This is a genomic window from Microcoleus sp. CAWBG27, from assembly GCF_020883145.1.
Lineage (GTDB): Bacteria > Cyanobacteriota > Cyanobacteriia > Cyanobacteriales > Microcoleaceae > Microcoleus.
Genome location: NZ_JAHREU010000098.1, coordinates 1 through 17,538, shown reverse-complemented (window position 1 = coordinate 17,538; position 17,538 = coordinate 1). Strand labels below are relative to the sequence as shown.

The 17,538-nt window shown below is 45.8% G+C and carries 11 protein-coding genes; 4 read left to right on the top strand and 7 right to left on the bottom strand.

Going from position 1 to position 17,538, the window contains the following annotated elements:
- Positions 1-135 precede the first annotated feature (135 nt).
- Positions 136-2,223: a single-stranded-DNA-specific exonuclease RecJ gene (recJ, locus tag QZ938_RS30705; RefSeq protein ID WP_293157848.1), complete on the bottom strand. Its 2,088-nt coding sequence runs from the start codon at positions 2,221-2,223 to the stop codon at positions 136-138.
- 350 nt (positions 2,224-2,573) lie between these two features.
- On the opposite strand from recJ, the gene QZ938_RS30700 reads away from it, so the two are divergent.
- Positions 2,574-3,479 carry a bestrophin family protein gene (locus QZ938_RS30700; protein ID WP_293157854.1) on the top strand — a complete coding sequence of 302 codons (906 nt, stop codon included), beginning with the start codon at positions 2,574-2,576 and terminating at the stop codon, positions 3,477-3,479.
- Between the two features lie 229 nt (positions 3,480-3,708).
- On the opposite strand, the gene lnt is transcribed toward QZ938_RS30700, so the two are convergent.
- The 3 genes from lnt to QZ938_RS30685 form a co-directional block, all read right to left on the bottom strand.
- Positions 3,709-5,547 carry an apolipoprotein N-acyltransferase gene (lnt, locus tag QZ938_RS30695; RefSeq protein WP_293355817.1) on the bottom strand — a complete coding sequence of 613 codons (1,839 nt, stop codon included), beginning with the start codon at positions 5,545-5,547 and terminating at the stop codon, positions 3,709-3,711.
- A 358-nt stretch (positions 5,548-5,905) separates the two neighbouring features.
- Complete coding sequence (gene psbA / locus QZ938_RS30690) at positions 5,906-6,988, bottom strand: photosystem II q(b) protein (RefSeq protein ID WP_293157842.1); 1,083 nt, start codon at positions 6,986-6,988, stop codon at positions 5,906-5,908.
- Between the two features lie 608 nt (positions 6,989-7,596).
- Entirely contained in the window at positions 7,597-7,944 is a 348-nt protein-coding gene (locus QZ938_RS30685; protein ID WP_293157839.1) for a histidine triad nucleotide-binding protein, read from the bottom strand.
- 395 nt (positions 7,945-8,339) lie between these two features.
- On the opposite strand from QZ938_RS30685, the gene QZ938_RS30680 reads away from it, so the two are divergent.
- Positions 8,340-9,869 carry a YifB family Mg chelatase-like AAA ATPase gene (locus QZ938_RS30680; RefSeq protein ID WP_293355814.1) on the top strand — a complete coding sequence of 510 codons (1,530 nt, stop codon included), beginning with the start codon at positions 8,340-8,342 and terminating at the stop codon, positions 9,867-9,869.
- A gap of 457 nt (positions 9,870-10,326) precedes the next feature.
- On the opposite strand, the gene QZ938_RS30675 is transcribed toward QZ938_RS30680, so the two are convergent.
- Entirely contained in the window at positions 10,327-12,195 is a 1,869-nt protein-coding gene (locus QZ938_RS30675; RefSeq protein WP_293157833.1) for an adenylate/guanylate cyclase domain-containing protein, read from the bottom strand.
- A gap of 158 nt (positions 12,196-12,353) precedes the next feature.
- Entirely contained in the window at positions 12,354-15,659 is a 3,306-nt protein-coding gene (locus tag QZ938_RS30670) for a PAS domain S-box protein (protein ID WP_293355811.1), read from the bottom strand.
- 179 nt (positions 15,660-15,838) lie between these two features.
- Here QZ938_RS30670 and QZ938_RS33190 point away from each other — a divergent pair, with 179 nt between their 5' ends.
- Together QZ938_RS33190 and QZ938_RS30665 are read left to right on the top strand one after the other, a co-directional pair.
- Positions 15,839-16,183 carry a helix-turn-helix domain-containing protein gene (locus tag QZ938_RS33190; RefSeq protein ID WP_363318921.1) on the top strand — a complete coding sequence of 115 codons (345 nt, stop codon included), beginning with the start codon at positions 15,839-15,841 and terminating at the stop codon, positions 16,181-16,183.
- A 16-nt stretch (positions 16,184-16,199) separates the two neighbouring features.
- Positions 16,200-17,015 (top strand): RNA-guided endonuclease TnpB family protein, encoded by an 816-nt coding sequence (locus QZ938_RS30665; protein ID WP_363318920.1) that lies wholly within the window; start codon positions 16,200-16,202, stop codon positions 17,013-17,015.
- Between the two features lie 281 nt (positions 17,016-17,296).
- Here the strand turns inward: QZ938_RS30665 and QZ938_RS30660 are convergent.
- The coding region (locus QZ938_RS30660; protein WP_293365677.1) for a hypothetical protein at positions 17,297-17,538 on the bottom strand (242 nt) is incomplete at its 5' end.

Below are 17,538 nucleotides of genomic sequence, written 5' to 3'. Positions count from 1 at the left end.
TCGTAAAGTAGCAACAATGCTTGGATTGGATCTAAGTGGAGTTGGTAGAGGTGATTTGTCAGCACCTATAAGACTTAAATTGTGGTCTTGTGAATCCCCTCGCCTTTAGGCATGGGGAGATGTCAACGCGATGAATTAGATTTGCGATCGAATACCGAGGGCGTGTTTAGCCGTTTGAATCAAATTCTCGAAAAAAGGTAGAGATACATCAACTTCTCTAGCATCCTGGCGGGATTTACCCAACAAACCGACGCTTTGTCCCGGTTCAACAACCAAAACTTGCCCTTGAGAATTGCGAATTCTCAACTCCTCTTGAGAACCGGCGGGAGACAGACTGCAAGAATAAGTGCGATCGCAATAATCAAACTCAACTTTTCCGAACACCGACGGCCTCGAACTAGCAGCACTTGCCACTAAGCGGACACCCAACAATTCCAACTCAACCGAAGTCTTGCCATTAAAACTATTTTCCCGCAAGCGGTAAGCAATATCAACCCGCCGAGGCAACGGAAAATATTCGCCCCAACGCCACGCAATCCCCTTCAAACTAGCCGAACCTTTTTCATCTTGAGTTGCAGTTAGTTTAACATGACCTCCCTTACCAACAATTTTTTGTTCAGTAATACAAACATTAGGCGTCCAAAATACAGGAGCCTTATTTTCAATCCCGCAAGGTTCTAGAGCATCAATTTGTCGGTAAAGGTCAAGATTAATTTCAGCCAAATCCGCTCGCACATCTACTGAAACCAAGGGTTTGAGGTGTTCCGGCTGCAAACATTGATTCGCAAAAATTGACAGTTGCTTGCGGAATTGTTGAAGATTCTTGGCAGGCATAGAAAAACCGCCAGCCGCCTTATGTCCGCCAAATTTAGTTAATAAATCCGCACAAAAATTCAGCCCGTCAAATACATTAAATTCAGGAATTCCCCTCGCCGAACCCCGGATGATATTACCCGTTTCACCACCCTCATCCTCAAAAGTACCGATAAAAACGGGCACGCCGTAACGTTCGAGCAACCGAGAAGCTACAATCCCAATCACCCCGTGGTGCCAACCGGGCTGCACGACTACTAAAACTCGTTCCTGCTGTAAATTAAGAGCACTTTGCTCGCACCAAGCAATTGCTTCCTGCTCAATTTCCTGGCACAACTCCTGTCGGCGCTGATTGATTTGTTCGCACTGCATCGCATTTTTGAGTGCCAATTCGCGATCGTCCGTTGTCAGCAACTCTATCACAATTTGAGGGTCAGCCAGCCGCCCTACAGCATTAATCCGCGGCCCCAGCCGAAAACCAATATCTTCAGGCTTTAAGGTATTGTTAGCTTGACTTTTTGAATTAAAAAGAGGTAAATTTTCCGCACTTGCCGGCTGCACTCCCGCCACCTGAATCAAAGCTTGAACTCCGGCTAATTGCGAGTGAGGCAAAAGTCGCAAACCCCGCTTTACCCAGCGGCGGTTAACTCCTGTCAGAGGCGCCAAATCCGCAATAGTTCCCAACGTAAATAATTCCAGCAGCGGATTCACCAACCCGCCAACTTTCTTCAAATCTTGAGCCAAAGTAATCGCCAAAACATAGGCAACACCTACCCCAGCCAAACCGCGATAGGGCGAAGATTCTGCAATTAATTTTGGGTTGAGAATAGCATCAGCCGGGGGCAGTTTTGGCGGCAAATCGTGGTGGTCTGTAATAATAACTTTTACACCGAGTTCTCGCGCTCTGGCAACTGGGCCATAAGCTGCAATCCCGTTGTCTACCGTCAGAATCAGAGCCACACCTTCGGCATGAAATTCTTCTACAATGCGATCGTTAATCCCGTAACCTTCGTGCATCCGACTGGGAATAGCATAATCAACATTCGCGCCCAAAGCCCTGAGAGCTCGCAGCAACAAAGCCGTGCTCGTCATTCCATCAGCATCGTAGTCGCCGCAAATCGCAATTTTCTGGCCTGTTGAAATCGCTTCCCGCAACAATTTGACACTCGCAGCCAAATCGGGAAATTCATCCAGTGGCGCAGGCAAAACCAGAGATTCCGGTTCGATAAACCCTTGCACTTCTTCGAGAGAATCGATACCGCGATTGATTAGTACCTGTGCTAGCAAGCATGACAAACCGATTTCATTGGCAAACTGTTCGGCTTGCTGTGGTTGAGGCGAATAAATTTGCCACCGTTGGTTCGGCAATCGGGGAGAATGCGGGGGTACAGATGTCGGTAGCTCTGGCACGGAAGCTGAGGTCTAAAGATACATAACCAATCTTACCCAATTAAGTGTCTCATGAACTCAATATTAGATTGGCGATCGATCGCAAAGATGAGTTTTTTGGGTAAAATCCGAAGGTTGTGCGGATAAAAGCAGTGTGGTGAACAGTTGACTGTTGACAGTTGACTGTTGACAGCGAAGTGATAATAACGGAGATTTAAACTCGGTTCTTATCACAATCTGCCTTCATGCTGGGGCTTCAAACCCTTGCTATTCGGTGAAAGTGCGATCGCATCTGAAAACAATGTCTGGCAAACACTTGTCAAGTCCGTACAGTGCTGCATTGCTGGATTTTATTTTAACAGGAGATTGTGATGATTTCAGAAAAGCGGCCCTGGTTTAAAGTTGCCTTCCAGTTTCAAGGGTCGATCATTTTTTTCATCTGGCGCCGCGTCATGCTGTGCGCTGGTTTTGGGTTGTTGATTTCGGTACTGTACTTTTTTAAACTCCCAGTATCCTTGCCCATCTTATCAAGCATTGTTCCCAGTATAGTCCTCGGCTTATTGTTAGTGTTTCGGACAAATACGGCTTACGATCGATTTTGGGAAGGCAGGAGGTGCTGGGGAACCTTAATTATTGCAGTCAGAAATTTGGCACGTCAAATCTGGGTATCTATTAGCGATCGAGAACCGGATGATTTAGCGAAAAAAAAGTCTACTTTGCGATTATTAGTAGCTTTTGCCATAGCGATGAAATTGCACTTGCGCCAAGAACCCATTAGCTCAGAAATAGAGCCTTACGTACTACCCCAACAGTATGAAAACCTAAAAAAAATGAACAATCCTCCCCTTGAGATTGCTTTTTGGATTGGGGATTATTTGACGATACAGTACGAGGCAAATAACCTCGATGTCTATCGGCTAACAGCGATGAATCAGTTAGTAAATAGCATGATTGAGGCTTTGAGCGGTTGCGAGCGAATTTTGAGAACTCCTATACCTCTGGCCTACGCGATTCATCTCAAACAGCTACTCTTGCTTTACTGCTTGGCACTGCCTTTTCAAATGGTGAAGGAGTTAACTTGGGGGACAGGCCCTGTGGTAGCTTTAATTAGTTTTGCTTTGTTTGGTATCGAAGAAATCGGCATTGAAATCGAAAATCCTTTCGGACACGATGCCAATGATTTACCTTTGGATAATATTTGTGCTACAATGCAGCGCAATATCAACGATTTAATTACTTTATCTCCTAGCGTTCATGCTAGGCCAAAAGAGCATTAGAGTCATTGGTCATTAGTCATTAGTCATTAGTTATTAGTTAACTGTAGCAGCGCGTTCACTAATAAATCTGACTCGTGCCAACAGATTTAACTAACTATAGCGGTTCTCAAGCGTGGTGAGGTATGCCCTATGCCCTATGCCCGGTTTGGCCTATGCCCGGTTTGGCCTATGCCCTATGCCCATGAGTACCTCACATGGGAGATCGAAATGCTATAGCTTCCGCCTAACGTTAATTTCTAGCAATCAACCACATTAACCCAGCTAAAACCAACAATAAAGGCGTCAGCCGATCGCCCCACCGCACGTACAAAGTCCGAGTTTGCCGCCGATAAATAGTAGCATCTCGGACTTCATAGGTATTAATTCCAGACTTCCAAATCGTCTCGCCGTGAGGATTTACAAAAGCAGAATAACCTGTATTAGTTGCGATCGCAGCCCATCTATCTGTCTCAATGGCTCGCATCACATCGAGAGCGTGATGTTGAGCCAGCATCGGCGTTTTGAAATGGGCATTGTTGGAAGCTGTGAGCATAAATTCACCTCCATTTGCCGCCTGATATCGGAAAATTTCCGCAAACGCCGAATCGTAACAAATCCCCACAATGGCGCGACCAAAGGGCGTATCGAACAATTGTTTAGAATTGCCTGGTACTAAATGAGCATCTAAGGGAGAAAGCCGATCGATAATCCCGCCTAAGATTTCAGAAAAAGGGATATATTCGGCTAAAGCCACTAGCTTTAGTTTATCGTAGCGATCGACAATTTCTCCTGTTTTGTCGATCGCCAATAAGCTATTAGTCGTGCTATCCCCTTCCTGTCCAAATCCTCCAACCCAAGCCAGAACACCGCGTTCCAGAATCGCTTGGTAAAAGGAAAGAGTAGAACGCTGATACTCATTTGTCCAGATAAAAGGCAAAGCCGTCTCTGGCAGTAACACAGCATCGACTTTCCTGTCTGCTAATTGTTGGTATCCAGCCGTGTAACCTTCCAAAGCGCGCCGCCAACCCCCTGAGTCAAACTTGATCTTATTCGGAATATTGCCTTGAATAATCCCAATTTTTAATTCTGTTCCCGCCTCTTGAATTAACGGGCGATTGTACAAACTCCAGCCGAGAATATGCAAAACTAAAAACAAACCCGCCGGCAAAATATAAGCAACCCACTTCTTCCATCTTCCTTCTCCCTTCTTCTTTCTTTTTACCTTGAGCGAAGCCGAAAAGCCCTCCTCCTTTTTCATCCCATCCGTTACATCCGTTACATCCGCTATACAATCCGTTGCCGAACTTCCCTCTTCCTTCTTCTCTCTTCCTTCGATCCAAGCTTCGGCAATTAAGCCATTAACTGCTACAATAGCGGCTGTGACTGCGCTGGGCCCGGAGAGTTGTCCGAGGTGCAAAATTGCTAAGTTGTGCGGGCTTTGTGTATAAGATAGAGATGTCCACCACAGCGAGCCTGTACTCCAAATACTTTCTAAGGCGCACCACAAAGCTGTGCCAATTAACACGCGAGTTAACCCTGAGAATTTAGAGCTACCCCCCCCAGCCCCCCCTTGTAAAGGGGGGGAGTTAAGAGTACCAGTCCCTCCTTGTAAAGGGGGGGAGTTAAGAAGAATAAGAAGAGGATTTTTGCGTGGTAAAGTTAGGGAGTTGAGAATTATAAATAGCCACGCCCAAACAGTGACTAATCCGGATCCCCATAGGGTGATGAATATCCAGCAAAAAAGTGCGATCGCCAAACTGGGCCACCAAGGAACTCCCAACCAAGTCATTGGGTGTATTCCCATAATCCAATATATAGCTAATCCGTGATAACCTATTCCCCAAAGTACAGGAAGAAGGAAGAAGGAAGAAGGAAGAAATTTTTGTTTTTTTTCGGTGATTATTGGTCGTTGATAACTGACAACCAAAACCCATAGGGGAACTAATGTCACCCATGCCAACAGCCAAGCATTGAATGGTGCTGTTGTCAATGCCATCAAAATGCCGCTGAAAAGTGCGATCGCCCCGCCTAATATTTGAGTTTTCTCAACCGCGAGTTTTTCCAATTTAAGTCTGTTAAATATCGCCACTTTGATAATTCCTAATTAATAAATATAATAATTCTTAATCAATATATCATATCATAATAGTTTGTAGTAAGGACTTTAGTCCTTTCTTGGATGCGGACTAAAGTCCTCACTACAAACCTGTTCGTAGTAAGGACTTTAGTCCTTTCTTGGATGCGGACTAAAGTCCGCACTACAAACCTGTTCGTAGTAAGGACTTTAGTCCTTTCTTGGATGCGGACTAAAGTCCTCACTACAAACCTATTTGATTGGCATCTTTACAGCCGAAATAAGATCGGAAATAAATCTCTTAATTTATACTTGCCAAAACAAAAAGCGCCCTCCTTTGGAGAGAGCGCTTTTTGTCAATCAAAAGCTAAATTTAGCCGTTGATGGAAGGAGCAACCATTGCTACTGGGGTGACTTCACCGGCGGCCAAGTCGAGGGGGAAGTTGTGAGCGTTGCGCTCGTGCATTACTTCCATACCCAAGTTGGCGCGGTTGATGACATCCGCCCAAGTGTTGATGACGCGCCCTTGCGAGTCGATAATCGATTGGTTGAAGTTGAAACCGTTCAAGTTGAAAGCCATTGTGGAGATACCTAAAGCGGTAAACCAGATGCCGACAACTGGCCACGCACCTAACAAGAAGTGCAAGGAACGGCTGTTGTTAAAGCTGGCATATTGGAAGATCAAACGACCGAAGTAGCCGTGGGCTGCAACGATGTTGTAGGTTTCTTCTTCTTGACCGAATTTGTAACCGTAGTTTTGTGATTCACTTTCGCTTGTTTCACGAACCAAGGAAGATGTTACCAAGGAACCGTGCATGGCGGAGAACAAGCTACCACCGAATACACCAGCAACTCCCAACATATGGAAGGGGTGCATTAGGATGTTGTGCTCTGCTTGGAACACGATCATGAAGTTGAATGTGCCGCTGATACCCAGGGGCATACCGTCAGAAAAGCTGCCTTGTCCGATCGGGTAAATCAAGAATACTGCGGTAGCAGATGCCACAGGTGCAGAGTAAGCTACGCAGATCCAAGGACGCATTCCTAAGCGGTAGCTCAGTTCCCACTGACGACCCATGTAGCAAAAAATGCCGATGAGGAAGTGGAAAATGACGAGCTGGTAAGTGCCGCCGTTGTACAACCATTCGTCTAAAGAGGCTGCTTCCCAGATTGGATAGAAGTGAAGCCCGATCGCATTCGATGAAGGAACAACAGCACCGCTGATCAGGTTGTTGCCGAACATCAAGGAACCAGCAACTGGTTCGCGGATGCCGTCAATATCCACAGGAGGAGCTGCCACAAAGGCAATGATGTAGCAGATGGTAGCGGTCAGGAGAGTTGGGATCATGAGTGTCCCAAACCAACCAACATAAATCCGGTTATCGGTGCTAGTTACCCACTCGCAGAACCGTTCCCAAACGTTGCCGCTTTCGCGACTCTGTACGGTTGTTGTCATGTGTTTTATGATTGCTTAATTGAATTTTCAAGGTTCGTTGTGGAAATCTCCACGCTTATATTAGTAACACTATTCACAACAGTTTGCAAAGGGATTAGTGCTTATATTTGAATAAATTTATAATCCTTTACATAACTTGATTTTTGATGAATCTCTGTGGCTGTTTGCAAAGTAATATTACAGAATAAATACGGTTAAAATACAGCGAACAGAAGAGCTGAATCTTTAGTATTTAGGTTGGTTCAGCAGTTAAGTCAAATTATTTTTGTGGAGGTCAAACTTCTTTATAGTTAAACATATCTTAATTAGCGATTGAGCAGATAAATTTTAATATTAGTTTACATATTCTGGGTGGATTGACAGTTGACAGTTGACGGTTGACAGTTGACGGTTGCAGAACGATAATCAAATCATTGATGCTTGAGGAGTATCGGCTCTATTCAAGAAGTTATTTATGTTCTCACGGATGTGGCGATCGCACTAAATTCTCCACAATCGGCAATCAACCGGATTCGTCAACTAAAAACCCGGTTTATCAGGCGCTTTGCAATTGCCATAAACCGGGTTTCTGAGGCTGAGTTCGTAGAATTGTACCTAAAAATTAGCCTTTAGCCTGGGGGCCACTTCATGTGCCGTCCACCGAGAATGTGAAGGTGCAGGTGATCTACGGTTTGGCCGCCGTCATTGCCGGTATTGATGACGACGCGATAGCCATTGCTGAGTCCGAGTTGTTCGGCTACCCGTTTTACAGTCAGCAGCAGGTGTCCCATGAGGGCATGATCTCCCGATTCGGCATCGGCTAATTTGGGAATAGGTTTTTTGGGAATGACGAGGATGTGGATGGGCGCTTGTGGATTGATATCTCTGAAGGCGAGGGCTAAGTCGTCCTCATAAACGATGTCTGCGGGAATCTCTTTGCGGATGATTTTGCTGAAAAGCGTTTCTTGGGTTGTCATGGGTGTTAAGGAAGGAAGAAGGAAGAAGGAAGAAGGAAGAAGGAAGAAGGGGGAGGAAGCATCCCGATTTAGTAAAAAGCGTTTTTTCAGAGTGCGAGCGTCCCGCTCGCTTGCCTATATATCTCTTCAGAGTGCGAGCGTCCCGCTCGCTTGCCTATATATCTCTGGCGCTCAGGATGCTCGCACTCCTGTGAAAGAAAAGTTGGGACGCTTCCAAGACGCAACACGCGAGGGGACAAGGGGAGGAAGGAAGGGGGAAAAGGCAGGAGAAGAGAAGGAAGAGCAGAAAAGGAAGAGGCAACGAAAAGTTTTTCTTGCCTCTTCTGATATTCATTAGTCATTGTTAATCATAATAGATGATGGAGCGAAGACAGGCAAATTGAGGATAAACAAAAATGCTTGCGAGGGTTTGGAGTGCATCGATCGTAGGAATTGACGCGGTAAAGGTGGGTGTGGAGGCTGATGTATCGGGGGGACTGCCGAAAATTGTGGTTGTGGGGTTGCCGGATTCGGCGGTGCAAGAGGCTAAAGAAAGAGTTAAGGCTACGCTCAAAAATTCGGGATATGGTTTTCCGATGCGGAGTATTGTGATTAATTTGACTCCGGCGGATTTGCGTAAGGAAGGCCCGAGTTTTGATTTGCCGATCGCCATTGGCATTTTAGCAGCATCGGAACAGGTCAGCGCCGAGCTGTTGGGAGATTATTTGTTTTTGGGGGAACTCTCTTTGGACGGGAGTTTGCGGCCTGTGGCGGGGGTTTTGCCGATCGCCGCTGCTGCTGGAAAAATGGGGATTTCGGGGTTAATTGTACCAGCCGCCAATGCAACGGAAGCGGCTTTAGTAAAAGGAATATCTGTTTACGGTTTTGAAAATATATTTGCAGTTACTGATTTTTTGAACAATCCTCAAGTTTATTCACCGATACAAGTAAACGGTAGAGAAGAGTTAGGAAAAACCAGGTTTTCGGGTCTAGATTTAAAAGACGTAAAGGGGCAAATTCACGCGCGGCGGGCTTTGGAAATTGCGGCAGCCGGCGGACACAATTTAATTTTTGTAGGGCCGCCAGGAAGCGGTAAGACGATGCTGGCGAGACGTTTGCCGGGTATTTTGCCACCGCTGACTTTTGATGAAGCTTTGGATGTGACTCAAATTCATTCGGTGGCTGGTTTGTTGAAGGATAAGGGTATGCTGGTGAGCGATCGACCTTTTCGCAGTCCTCACCATTCAGCATCCGGGCCTTCTCTCGTTGGCGGGGGCAGTTTTCCGCGTCCGGGTGAAATTTCCCTAGCACATCGCGGCATACTTTTTCTGGATGAATTAACTGAATTTAAAAGAGATGTTTTGGAGTTTTTGCGGCAGCCCTTGGAAGATGGTTATGTAACGATTTCTCGAACCAGACAATCGGTGATGTTTCCGGCACAATTTACATTAGTTGCGAGTACAAATCCTTGCGCTTGCGGTTACTACGGTGATTCGATCCAACAGTGTACTTGTTCGCCACAAAAGAGGGAGCAATATTGGGCAAAACTTTCGGGGCCTTTGATGGATCGGATTGATTTGCAAGTGGCGGTTAATCGTTTGAAACCTGAGGAAATTACCAGACAGGCGACGGGGGAGGAGTCGGAACCGGTGCGGGTGAGGGTGCAGCGGGCGCGAGAGATGGCGACTCGCCGTTTTCAGTCGGAATCTGGCTTGCGGTGTAACGCGCAGATGCTAAGCAGCCACATTAACACCTGGTGTCAGTTGGATGATGCTTCCCGGAATTTGTTAGAGATGGCGATTCGGAAATTGGGGCTTTCGGCGCGGGCGAGCGATCGAATTTTGAAGGTTGCTAGGACTATTGCCGATTTGTCGGGGGATGATAGCTTGAAGACTAATCACGTGGGGGAGGCGGTGCAGTATCGGACGATCGATCGGATGCAGTAGAATTATTTGCGATCGGTACGTTGTTGGGCTTTAGCCCTCCGATCGGGATGATATACTAAGCAAGATCGTATCAAAAAAATCATTTACATTCAAACTTCATCTTTCGCTAAAAAGGTTATAGCGTTTCTAGCGAAAGATGAGGTATTACTGACAGCTTCTATAACCCGAAAAACCTATAGGGCTGAAGCCCAACAACGTACCTTATATTTATGATAACCGCTATATACTACTAAACTAAATTGATAATAAATACGGTTGAGTTAACACAATTGGACTCTGCGTAAATTTGGGCATGATACAAAGCGCAAATGAAAATTGTTACAACACAAGTTTTTGATCGAATGAACGTTTGAGCTGTTTCCTCAAATATTCTCGCCTGTCCGTTGCTAGCTCGATTGTCGATTTTTTCGGGTACAAACAATAAATCCACACCTACAAAAAAATTGGAAGATAGGTATTATTTACGACCAGTCAACAAATAAGTAACCATGTATCCCTTGCCCTTAACTTGAATCGCCCCTCGCTTCTGAAAAGTGTATTTATCCTTTAATATTTCGTAGGTTTCGGCGGTGACTTGAATGCAGCCGGTAATCCCGTGGGATTCCATGCGCGAAGCAATATTTACTGTGTCGCCCCAAAGGTCGTAAATAAACTTTTTTAAGCCGATGACGCCGGCAACTACAGGGCCGCTGCTAATTCCGATCCGAATGCTGAATGGTTCGGAATGATTTAAGCTGAGAAACCGGATTTCTTGTAGCATATCGATCGCCATATTCGCCACCGCCTCGGCATGATCCTCTCGCGGCGTAGGTAAACCGCCGACAACCATGTAAGCATCACCAATAGTCTTAATTTTCTCCAAACCGTGGCGATCGGCTAAATGATCAAAAGCTGAAAAAATATCATTGAGCACTTTCACTACCGCAGTCGCTGAAATTCTCGACGAAAGCTCTGTAAAGCCCACAATGTCGGCAAACATCACCGTTACTTCCCCAAAACTTTCGGCGATATTATGTTCATTGTCCTTCAAACGCAGGACGATCGCCGCCGGCAAAACATTCAGCAACAGTTGCTCGGATTTGGCTTGTTCCAATTCCAACTGTTGGTAAGCAGCCTGCAACTGTTCGGTTTGGAGAATTCTTTCTCGGGCTAGCTTTTCGATTTGGGCGGTGCGACTCAACGCTGTCAGCATATATGTCACCGGCAGCAGAGTCCACAACATCCCCATACTCAGAGTTCCCCAAGAACGCCAGTGCTTGCGAGTCTTCCGAATTTCCGGCGTTGCAGACACGTATAAAGACCACTGACTGCCACTAATTTTCAGCACCCTTTGGCAAGCTGCATACTGCGGGCCCGGATTGTCCAGAATCGGGCAGTTTGACCTTTGAGTTACTTTCGCAGCGGCCGAGGCGGTGAACACTTGTTGGGTGGAGGATTGGAACAAAGCCTCAAATTGCGGAATTTGCGCGTCAGCAGCCCGATTTTGGAGTGCGGGGTCGCCCGTTGGCGGTAACAACGGCAGTGCTTCTGGCTTCTCTGGAGGCTCGCTGGCGAGATAAATGGTGAGGTAGTCGGTATTGCGTCCTTTTAAAGAGGTTTGGAAAATATCTTTGCCTTGAAATACACCCAGAACAAATCCTTGCAGCAGTTGGCGGCGGGATTCCAGGGTAGTCGGTTTAGTGCTGTTTTCGTAAATCGGAACTATTACCAAAAGACCCACTTCCGGCGAATTGCGCTGAATTAGACCGTCGTAGCTGGTGACAATCATTTCTCCAGTATCGCGCGCGCGATCGATCGCGGCGCGAATTTCTGGGTGGGAGGTGAGGTCAAATCCCAATGCTGTCTCGTTTCCCGCCGTTGGTTCGACGTAGAAAGCTGGGAAATATTCCGAACGCTGGCCGGCCTTGCGGAGTTCTCCCTGGAGCCCACGCTCTGTAATCTCGAAGGTGGAGTCAGTTTCGGTTCTGGCTTGGGCTTCGTATTTGGCGCGCTGGGAATTGGGAACGCGGGGGGCCCAAGCCAGCAGTTGCAGGCTGGGGTGAACGGATAGGGGACGGCCGACAAACCGAGCAAAAGAAGAACGTTCGACGGCGCTAAACGCTTTCATGTAGTCGCTGAGGGCGAGCACTGCGTCTAAGTCCGAGTTGAGTTGGCGTTCAATGCCGATCGAAATATCGTCGATGCGGCGGTGCATTTCGTAGTCGTGGCGCCTGTCTTCCCAGTCCCAAACCAAGGCAAATGCCAGGGCCGAGAATCCGACACCCAAAACAAGTGTCAACCCGGCTGGAATGTAGCGAGACCAGGATAAAGGTAGTTTTTTCAGCATAATTGCCTAGCGAATAAGGGCAGCAGATGAGCACACCGCGCAAGTGAGATTAATTTCGGCGTCTCAGTGCCGTTAATTCAAAACCTGATAACTCAAGCACCGACGGCAATTGGGCATTAAAAGTTAGATATTTAAACTTTTAGCTAAATTTCCATCCTTCACACCGGAATTTCAATCCAGAATTCTGCTCCTTGTCCGGGCGCTGAGATGCACCGCAGATTTCCCTTATGTTTTTCTACCACAATCTGATGGCTGATGGACAATCCCAAACCTGTTCCAGACCCAACCGGTTTCGTGGTAAAAAAGGGGTCAAACAGGCGCTTGCAAACGTCTTCGGTCATTCCAGGGCCGCTGTCGGCGATGCAAATAACCACGCGATCGCACTCGCCGACATTGCTTTTACTATTGTTCAACCCAGCTTTTTTCATTTCAGTACGAATCACGATCGTCCGGGGTTGTTTGCGGTTTTCCACAGCGTCAATTGCATTGCTGATAATATTGAAAAAAACCTGATTTAACTGCCCCGCACAACAGTGAATTTTCGATATATTTCCGTAGTCTTTAATGATTTCAATTCGTTTTTCTTTTGTGTCGTGGTGCAATCGATGCTGCACAATTAACAGCGTACTCTCAATTCCTTCGTGAAGGTCTGCTAACTTTATTTCTGATTGATCTAATCGCGCAAAATTCCGCAGTGACAATACAATATTACTAATTCTTTCTACTCCTACCTTCATAGAATTTAGCATTTTGGGCAAGTCTTCCTTGAGGAAATCAAACTCTATTTGCTTCAGTGTTTCGGTAATTTGCTGAGCAGGAGACGGGTAATAGTGCTGGTAGAGATTCAAAAGTTCTATTAAGTCGTTAAAATAGATGTTGGTGTGAGAAATATTGCCGTTAATAAAATTTGCAGGATTGTTGATTTCGTGGGCGATACCAGCCACCATCTGCCCGAGGCTAGACATTTTTTCTGATTGAATTAATTGGATTTGAGTATGTTGGAGTTGTTCGTAGGCTTCTTGCAATTGAGTTGCTTGTTTTCTCAATTGAGATTCCGAAGCTTGGAGTGCTGCTGCGGAAATTTTGCGGTTAGTAATATTTTCAATCATCCCTAAGTTGTAAATAGCTTTTCCTTCCCCGTCTCGGATCAAAGTAGCTGTCACATTTACCCAAACAGTTTTACCTGTAGCCGAAATATGGCGAATTTCGATTTGATAGCTCGGAATTTCTCCCCGATTGAGAGCAGCAGCAGCTTCGAGATTGTTTTGACGATCTTCGGGATGCCCAATTTCTATAAATGTTGTACTCAGCAATTCTGCTGCTGTATATCCCAGCATTTCGCAGTAAGTTTTATTGACTCGCACCAACTGGCGATCGTCTAAATTGGCTAAATAGATACCGATGGGTGCATCTTCAAATATTTTGCGAAATAGTTCCTCGCTGGCCCGGACTTTAGCTTCGAGTGAAAGCCGATCGGTGATGTCTTCCAAAGTACATAAAATGCCGACGACATTGCCGTAATTGTCATGCAAAGGTATTTTATTTGCATCCATCCAGCGCTGGGTGCCGTCGGCTTGCATTTGAGATTCAATAATGTGATATTCAGCGGTATTTTTTGCCATGATCCGGCAATCGCAATCTCGGAAAAATTTTGTTTCTTCTGGCTTCCAGGGCATATCGTAGTCCGTGAGACCGGCGATTTCAGTGGGATGATTCAAACCTGCGATTGTGGCAAAGTTTTTGTTACCTCCCAAGTAAACTGAATCTAGATCTTTCCAGGCGATTAACTGAGGGATGTTGTCGATGACCAACCACAGCATTTTTTTGGATTTTTGCAAAGCTTCCGTGCGTTCTAGGACGCGCTTTTCCAGTTCTTGATTGGCTTGTTCCAGGGCAAATTTTGACTCGCTGAGGGCGATTTCTGCTACCTTGCGATCGCTAATATCGATTGTCACCCCTTCCCAAAGTATCTCGCCGCCCGGTTGCAGTTCGGGGCGAGCAATGGCGCGAATCCATTTCAGTTTTCCCGATCGCGTAACGATCCGCCCTTCATATTTCCAAGGTTGTAAATTTTTTCCGCAAATTGTGAGTGACTCTTGCATCGGTTGTAGGTCTTCTGAATGCACCAACGACCACATTAAACTTGAGTTTTTTTGAAGTTTTTCTGGAGTTAATTCATAGAGTTCCCCACAGCCGGGACTGACATAAATGAATTCATTAGTACCGTCGAGATGCTGCAAGTATTGATAAATCATTCCCGGCAGGTTGCCGGCCATTTTTTGGAATCTAGCTTCGCTTTGCCGCAGTGCTGATTCGGCATTTTTGCGATCGCTAATGTCGATCAACAAACCATCCCAAATAATGTCACCTTTTTCGCTCAGTTCGGGTCTGGAAGCCCCGCTAACCCACTTGATGCGATCGCCCGGGAAAACTAATTTGCCTTCCCACCGCCAAGGCTCTAAAGTTTTAGCTGAGATGGCGACAGTTTCCTGGAAGTTTTGTGCATCCTCTGGGTGAATCATTTCGATCGCAGGAATAGCTGACTTTTGCAGCACCTCTGGTTCTAATTCGTAGAGTTCGCGACAGCCAGAACTGACGTAGGGGAATGACACAGCGCCATCGGCTGCTAGCTGAAATTGATAAATCATTCCCGGAACGTTGGCGGCTAGTTTTTGCAACCTCGCTTCGCTTTGTCGGAGTGCGGTTTCTGCTTCTACGCGATCGGTAATATCATAAAATGCCGATAAAATTGATGCTTCGCCCTTAAAATTAATCGCTCGCATCGACATCTTTGCCCAAAAAAAACTGCCATTTGCTTTCTTGAGACAGATTTGGTCGCTGTCGCTAAAGCCGTGTAGTTTGACTAATTCTAGCAATTGATGGCGATCGGTGGCATGAGCATAAAAGTCGATCTTTTTGCTAGCGATCAGCTTGTCCGATCTCAAACCCAAAGTTTCTCCGACGGCAGAATTTGCGTACAAAATTGCGCTGTCCGAACGGCGCGTAATGATCGTAGGAATGGGAGTCGCAGTAGCGATAGCCCGCAATCTTTCTTCGCTTTCTTGCAGGGCTGTTTCGGCTGCGACTCTTTGGGTAATATCGTTCTGAACTCCGATAAAATGAGTGAGCTTTCCGTCGCCATCGAGGACGGGGGAAACAGTTAATTCGTTCCAAAAAGGAGTTTTATCCTTGCGGTAATTTTTGAGAATTACCTTAACTTCTGTTCCCGATCGCAAACTCCTGCGGAGTCTGTCCAATTCAGCGCCATCCGTATCGGGGCCTTGCAAAAACTGGCAGTTGTGTCCAATGACTTCTTCCCGGGTGTAGCCAGTGAGTTTCTCAAAAGCAGGATTGCAATATATAATAGGTCTGTCGAGCCTGCCAGCATCTGCGATCAGGATGCTGTTGCTCGATGCTGCGATCGCCCTTTCTAGGAGAGACAGGTGGAAAGAGTCTGTTGTCATCGGTGGAAATATTTCTAGTCAAATAGCGAGCTGAACAATAAAATTCTTAGAAATAGCTTCACGTATTCTTATTTTATCAAATTTTATCAAAAAAATGGGTCTAAAAACCCGTCTTTTAAGACTGATTTGCATTTAGGCTGTCCTGTGTTACCATAGTTAAGACTGGTTTGGTAAACAAAATGTTAAAAGCCTTCAAGTACAGAATCTATCCGACAATTGAGCAATCAGTTTTGCTTGCCAAGTCGTTTGGATGTACTAGATGGTTCTATAACTATGCCCTCAACTTAACGTCTGAAACTTACAAGCAAACGGGGAAGGGGTTAAGCAGAAATGAAATAATCAAACTTCTACCCTCCATGAAGAAAGAGTATGAGTGGTTGGCTGAAGCACCATCACAAGTCCTTCAGCAAGCTGCTTTAAATCTTTCTAGTGCTTTCCTGAACTTCTTCGAGGGTAGGGCTAAATATCCCAACTTCAAAAAGAAACAAAATAGACAGTCTATTAGATTTCCTCTCTTGTTGTGAATTAAAAGATGATACATTGAAACGGCCTAAGATTGGTGATGTTCGTTGTAAAGTCTCACGACAACCAGAGGGTACTCTAAAGTCTGTTACGGTTTCAGTTAATCCATCGGGGGAATACTTGGCGGCCTGCCTCTATGATAACGGCAAAGACTTACCTGAGAAATCAACAGAAGGAAAAGCCATTGGCATAGACGTGGGACTAACTCACTATGCTGTTACATCCGATGGAACCAAACATGGGAATCCCAAATACTATCGAAAGTATGAAAATAAATTAGCGAAGAGACAAAAGCAATTAAGTCATAAGCTTAAAGGGTCTGGCAACCGCAACAAAGCTAGGGTTAAAGTGGCCAAAGTTCACGCGAAGATAGTTCGGTGTCGCGAAGATTTTTTACACAAACTAAGTCGTAAATTAGTTGGCGAAAACCAAGTCATAGTAGTCGAGAATCTAGCAGTTGGAAACATGGTCAAAAACCACAAACTAGCTAAATCTATTAGTGATGCTGGTTGGGGACAATTCTGCACCATGTTGAAGTACAAAGCCCAGTGGGCAGGAAAAACCTATGTCGAAGTAGATAGGTTTTATCCCAGTTCTAAGACTTGTAATAAGTGTTTAAGTCGCGTGGATAGCTTGAGTTTGGATGTTCGTAGTTGGCAATGTCCTAAATGTGGAGAAAACCATGATAGAGATATTAATGCTGCTAAGAATATTTTATATGAAGGTTTACGAATTTTGACGGCAGGGCATACCGTTACTGCTTCGGGAGGGAGAGTAAGACCAAGTAAAGGCACTGCTTTTACAAGGCATCTCCCTGTGAACGAAGAATCCTAGCCCTTTAGGGGGGGAGTGTCAATTTATTATCTTATTGTAATTTAGCTTTTTCCACCAAGCCTACAGAAAAAAAGCCGATAAACAAAGAATATCGGGCAATTTCAACGGCTATCTCATTTTCGAGTTCTGATTTAAGATTTTCTCTCGCCGATGACTTATGCTCTCAGGGTGGGGAGCAGATCTACAGCAGTTGCATTCTTTTTTGAAACTGGTATTATCTGCGATCGTCAATCATATCATGTCCGGTGGATTACCATAACAAAAACAGTTTGTAGTGCGGACTAAAGTCCGCCACCGGAAAGCGGACTGAAGTCCGCACTACGAACAAAAACGGTTTGTAGTGCGGACTTTAGTCCGCCACCGGAAAGCGGACTGAAGTCCGCACTACGAACAAAAACGGTTTGTAGTGCGGACTTTAGTCCGCCACCGGAAAGCGGACTGAAGTCCGCACTACGAACAAAAACGGTTTGTAGTGCGGACTTTAGTCCGCCACCGGAAAGCGGACTGAAGTCCGCACTACGAA

Coding starts and splice junctions, on each gene's coding strand:
- QZ938_RS30700 (WP_293157854.1), top strand. CDS start 2,574: ATGATTTCAGAAAAGCGGCCCTGGTTTAAAGTTGCCTTCCAGTTTCAA.
- QZ938_RS30685 (WP_293157839.1), bottom strand. CDS start 7,944: ATGACAACCCAAGAAACGCTTTTCAGCAAAATCATCCGCAAAGAGATT.
- psbA (WP_293157842.1), bottom strand. CDS start 6,988: ATGACAACAACCGTACAGAGTCGCGAAAGCGGCAACGTTTGGGAACGG.
- QZ938_RS30680 (WP_293355814.1), top strand. CDS start 8,340: ATGCTTGCGAGGGTTTGGAGTGCATCGATCGTAGGAATTGACGCGGTA.
- QZ938_RS30670 (WP_293355811.1), bottom strand. CDS start 15,659: ATGACAACAGACTCTTTCCACCTGTCTCTCCTAGAAAGGGCGATCGCA.
- QZ938_RS30675 (WP_293157833.1), bottom strand. CDS start 12,195: ATGCTGAAAAAACTACCTTTATCCTGGTCTCGCTACATTCCAGCCGGG.
- QZ938_RS33190 (WP_363318921.1), top strand. CDS start 15,839: ATGTTAAAAGCCTTCAAGTACAGAATCTATCCGACAATTGAGCAATCA.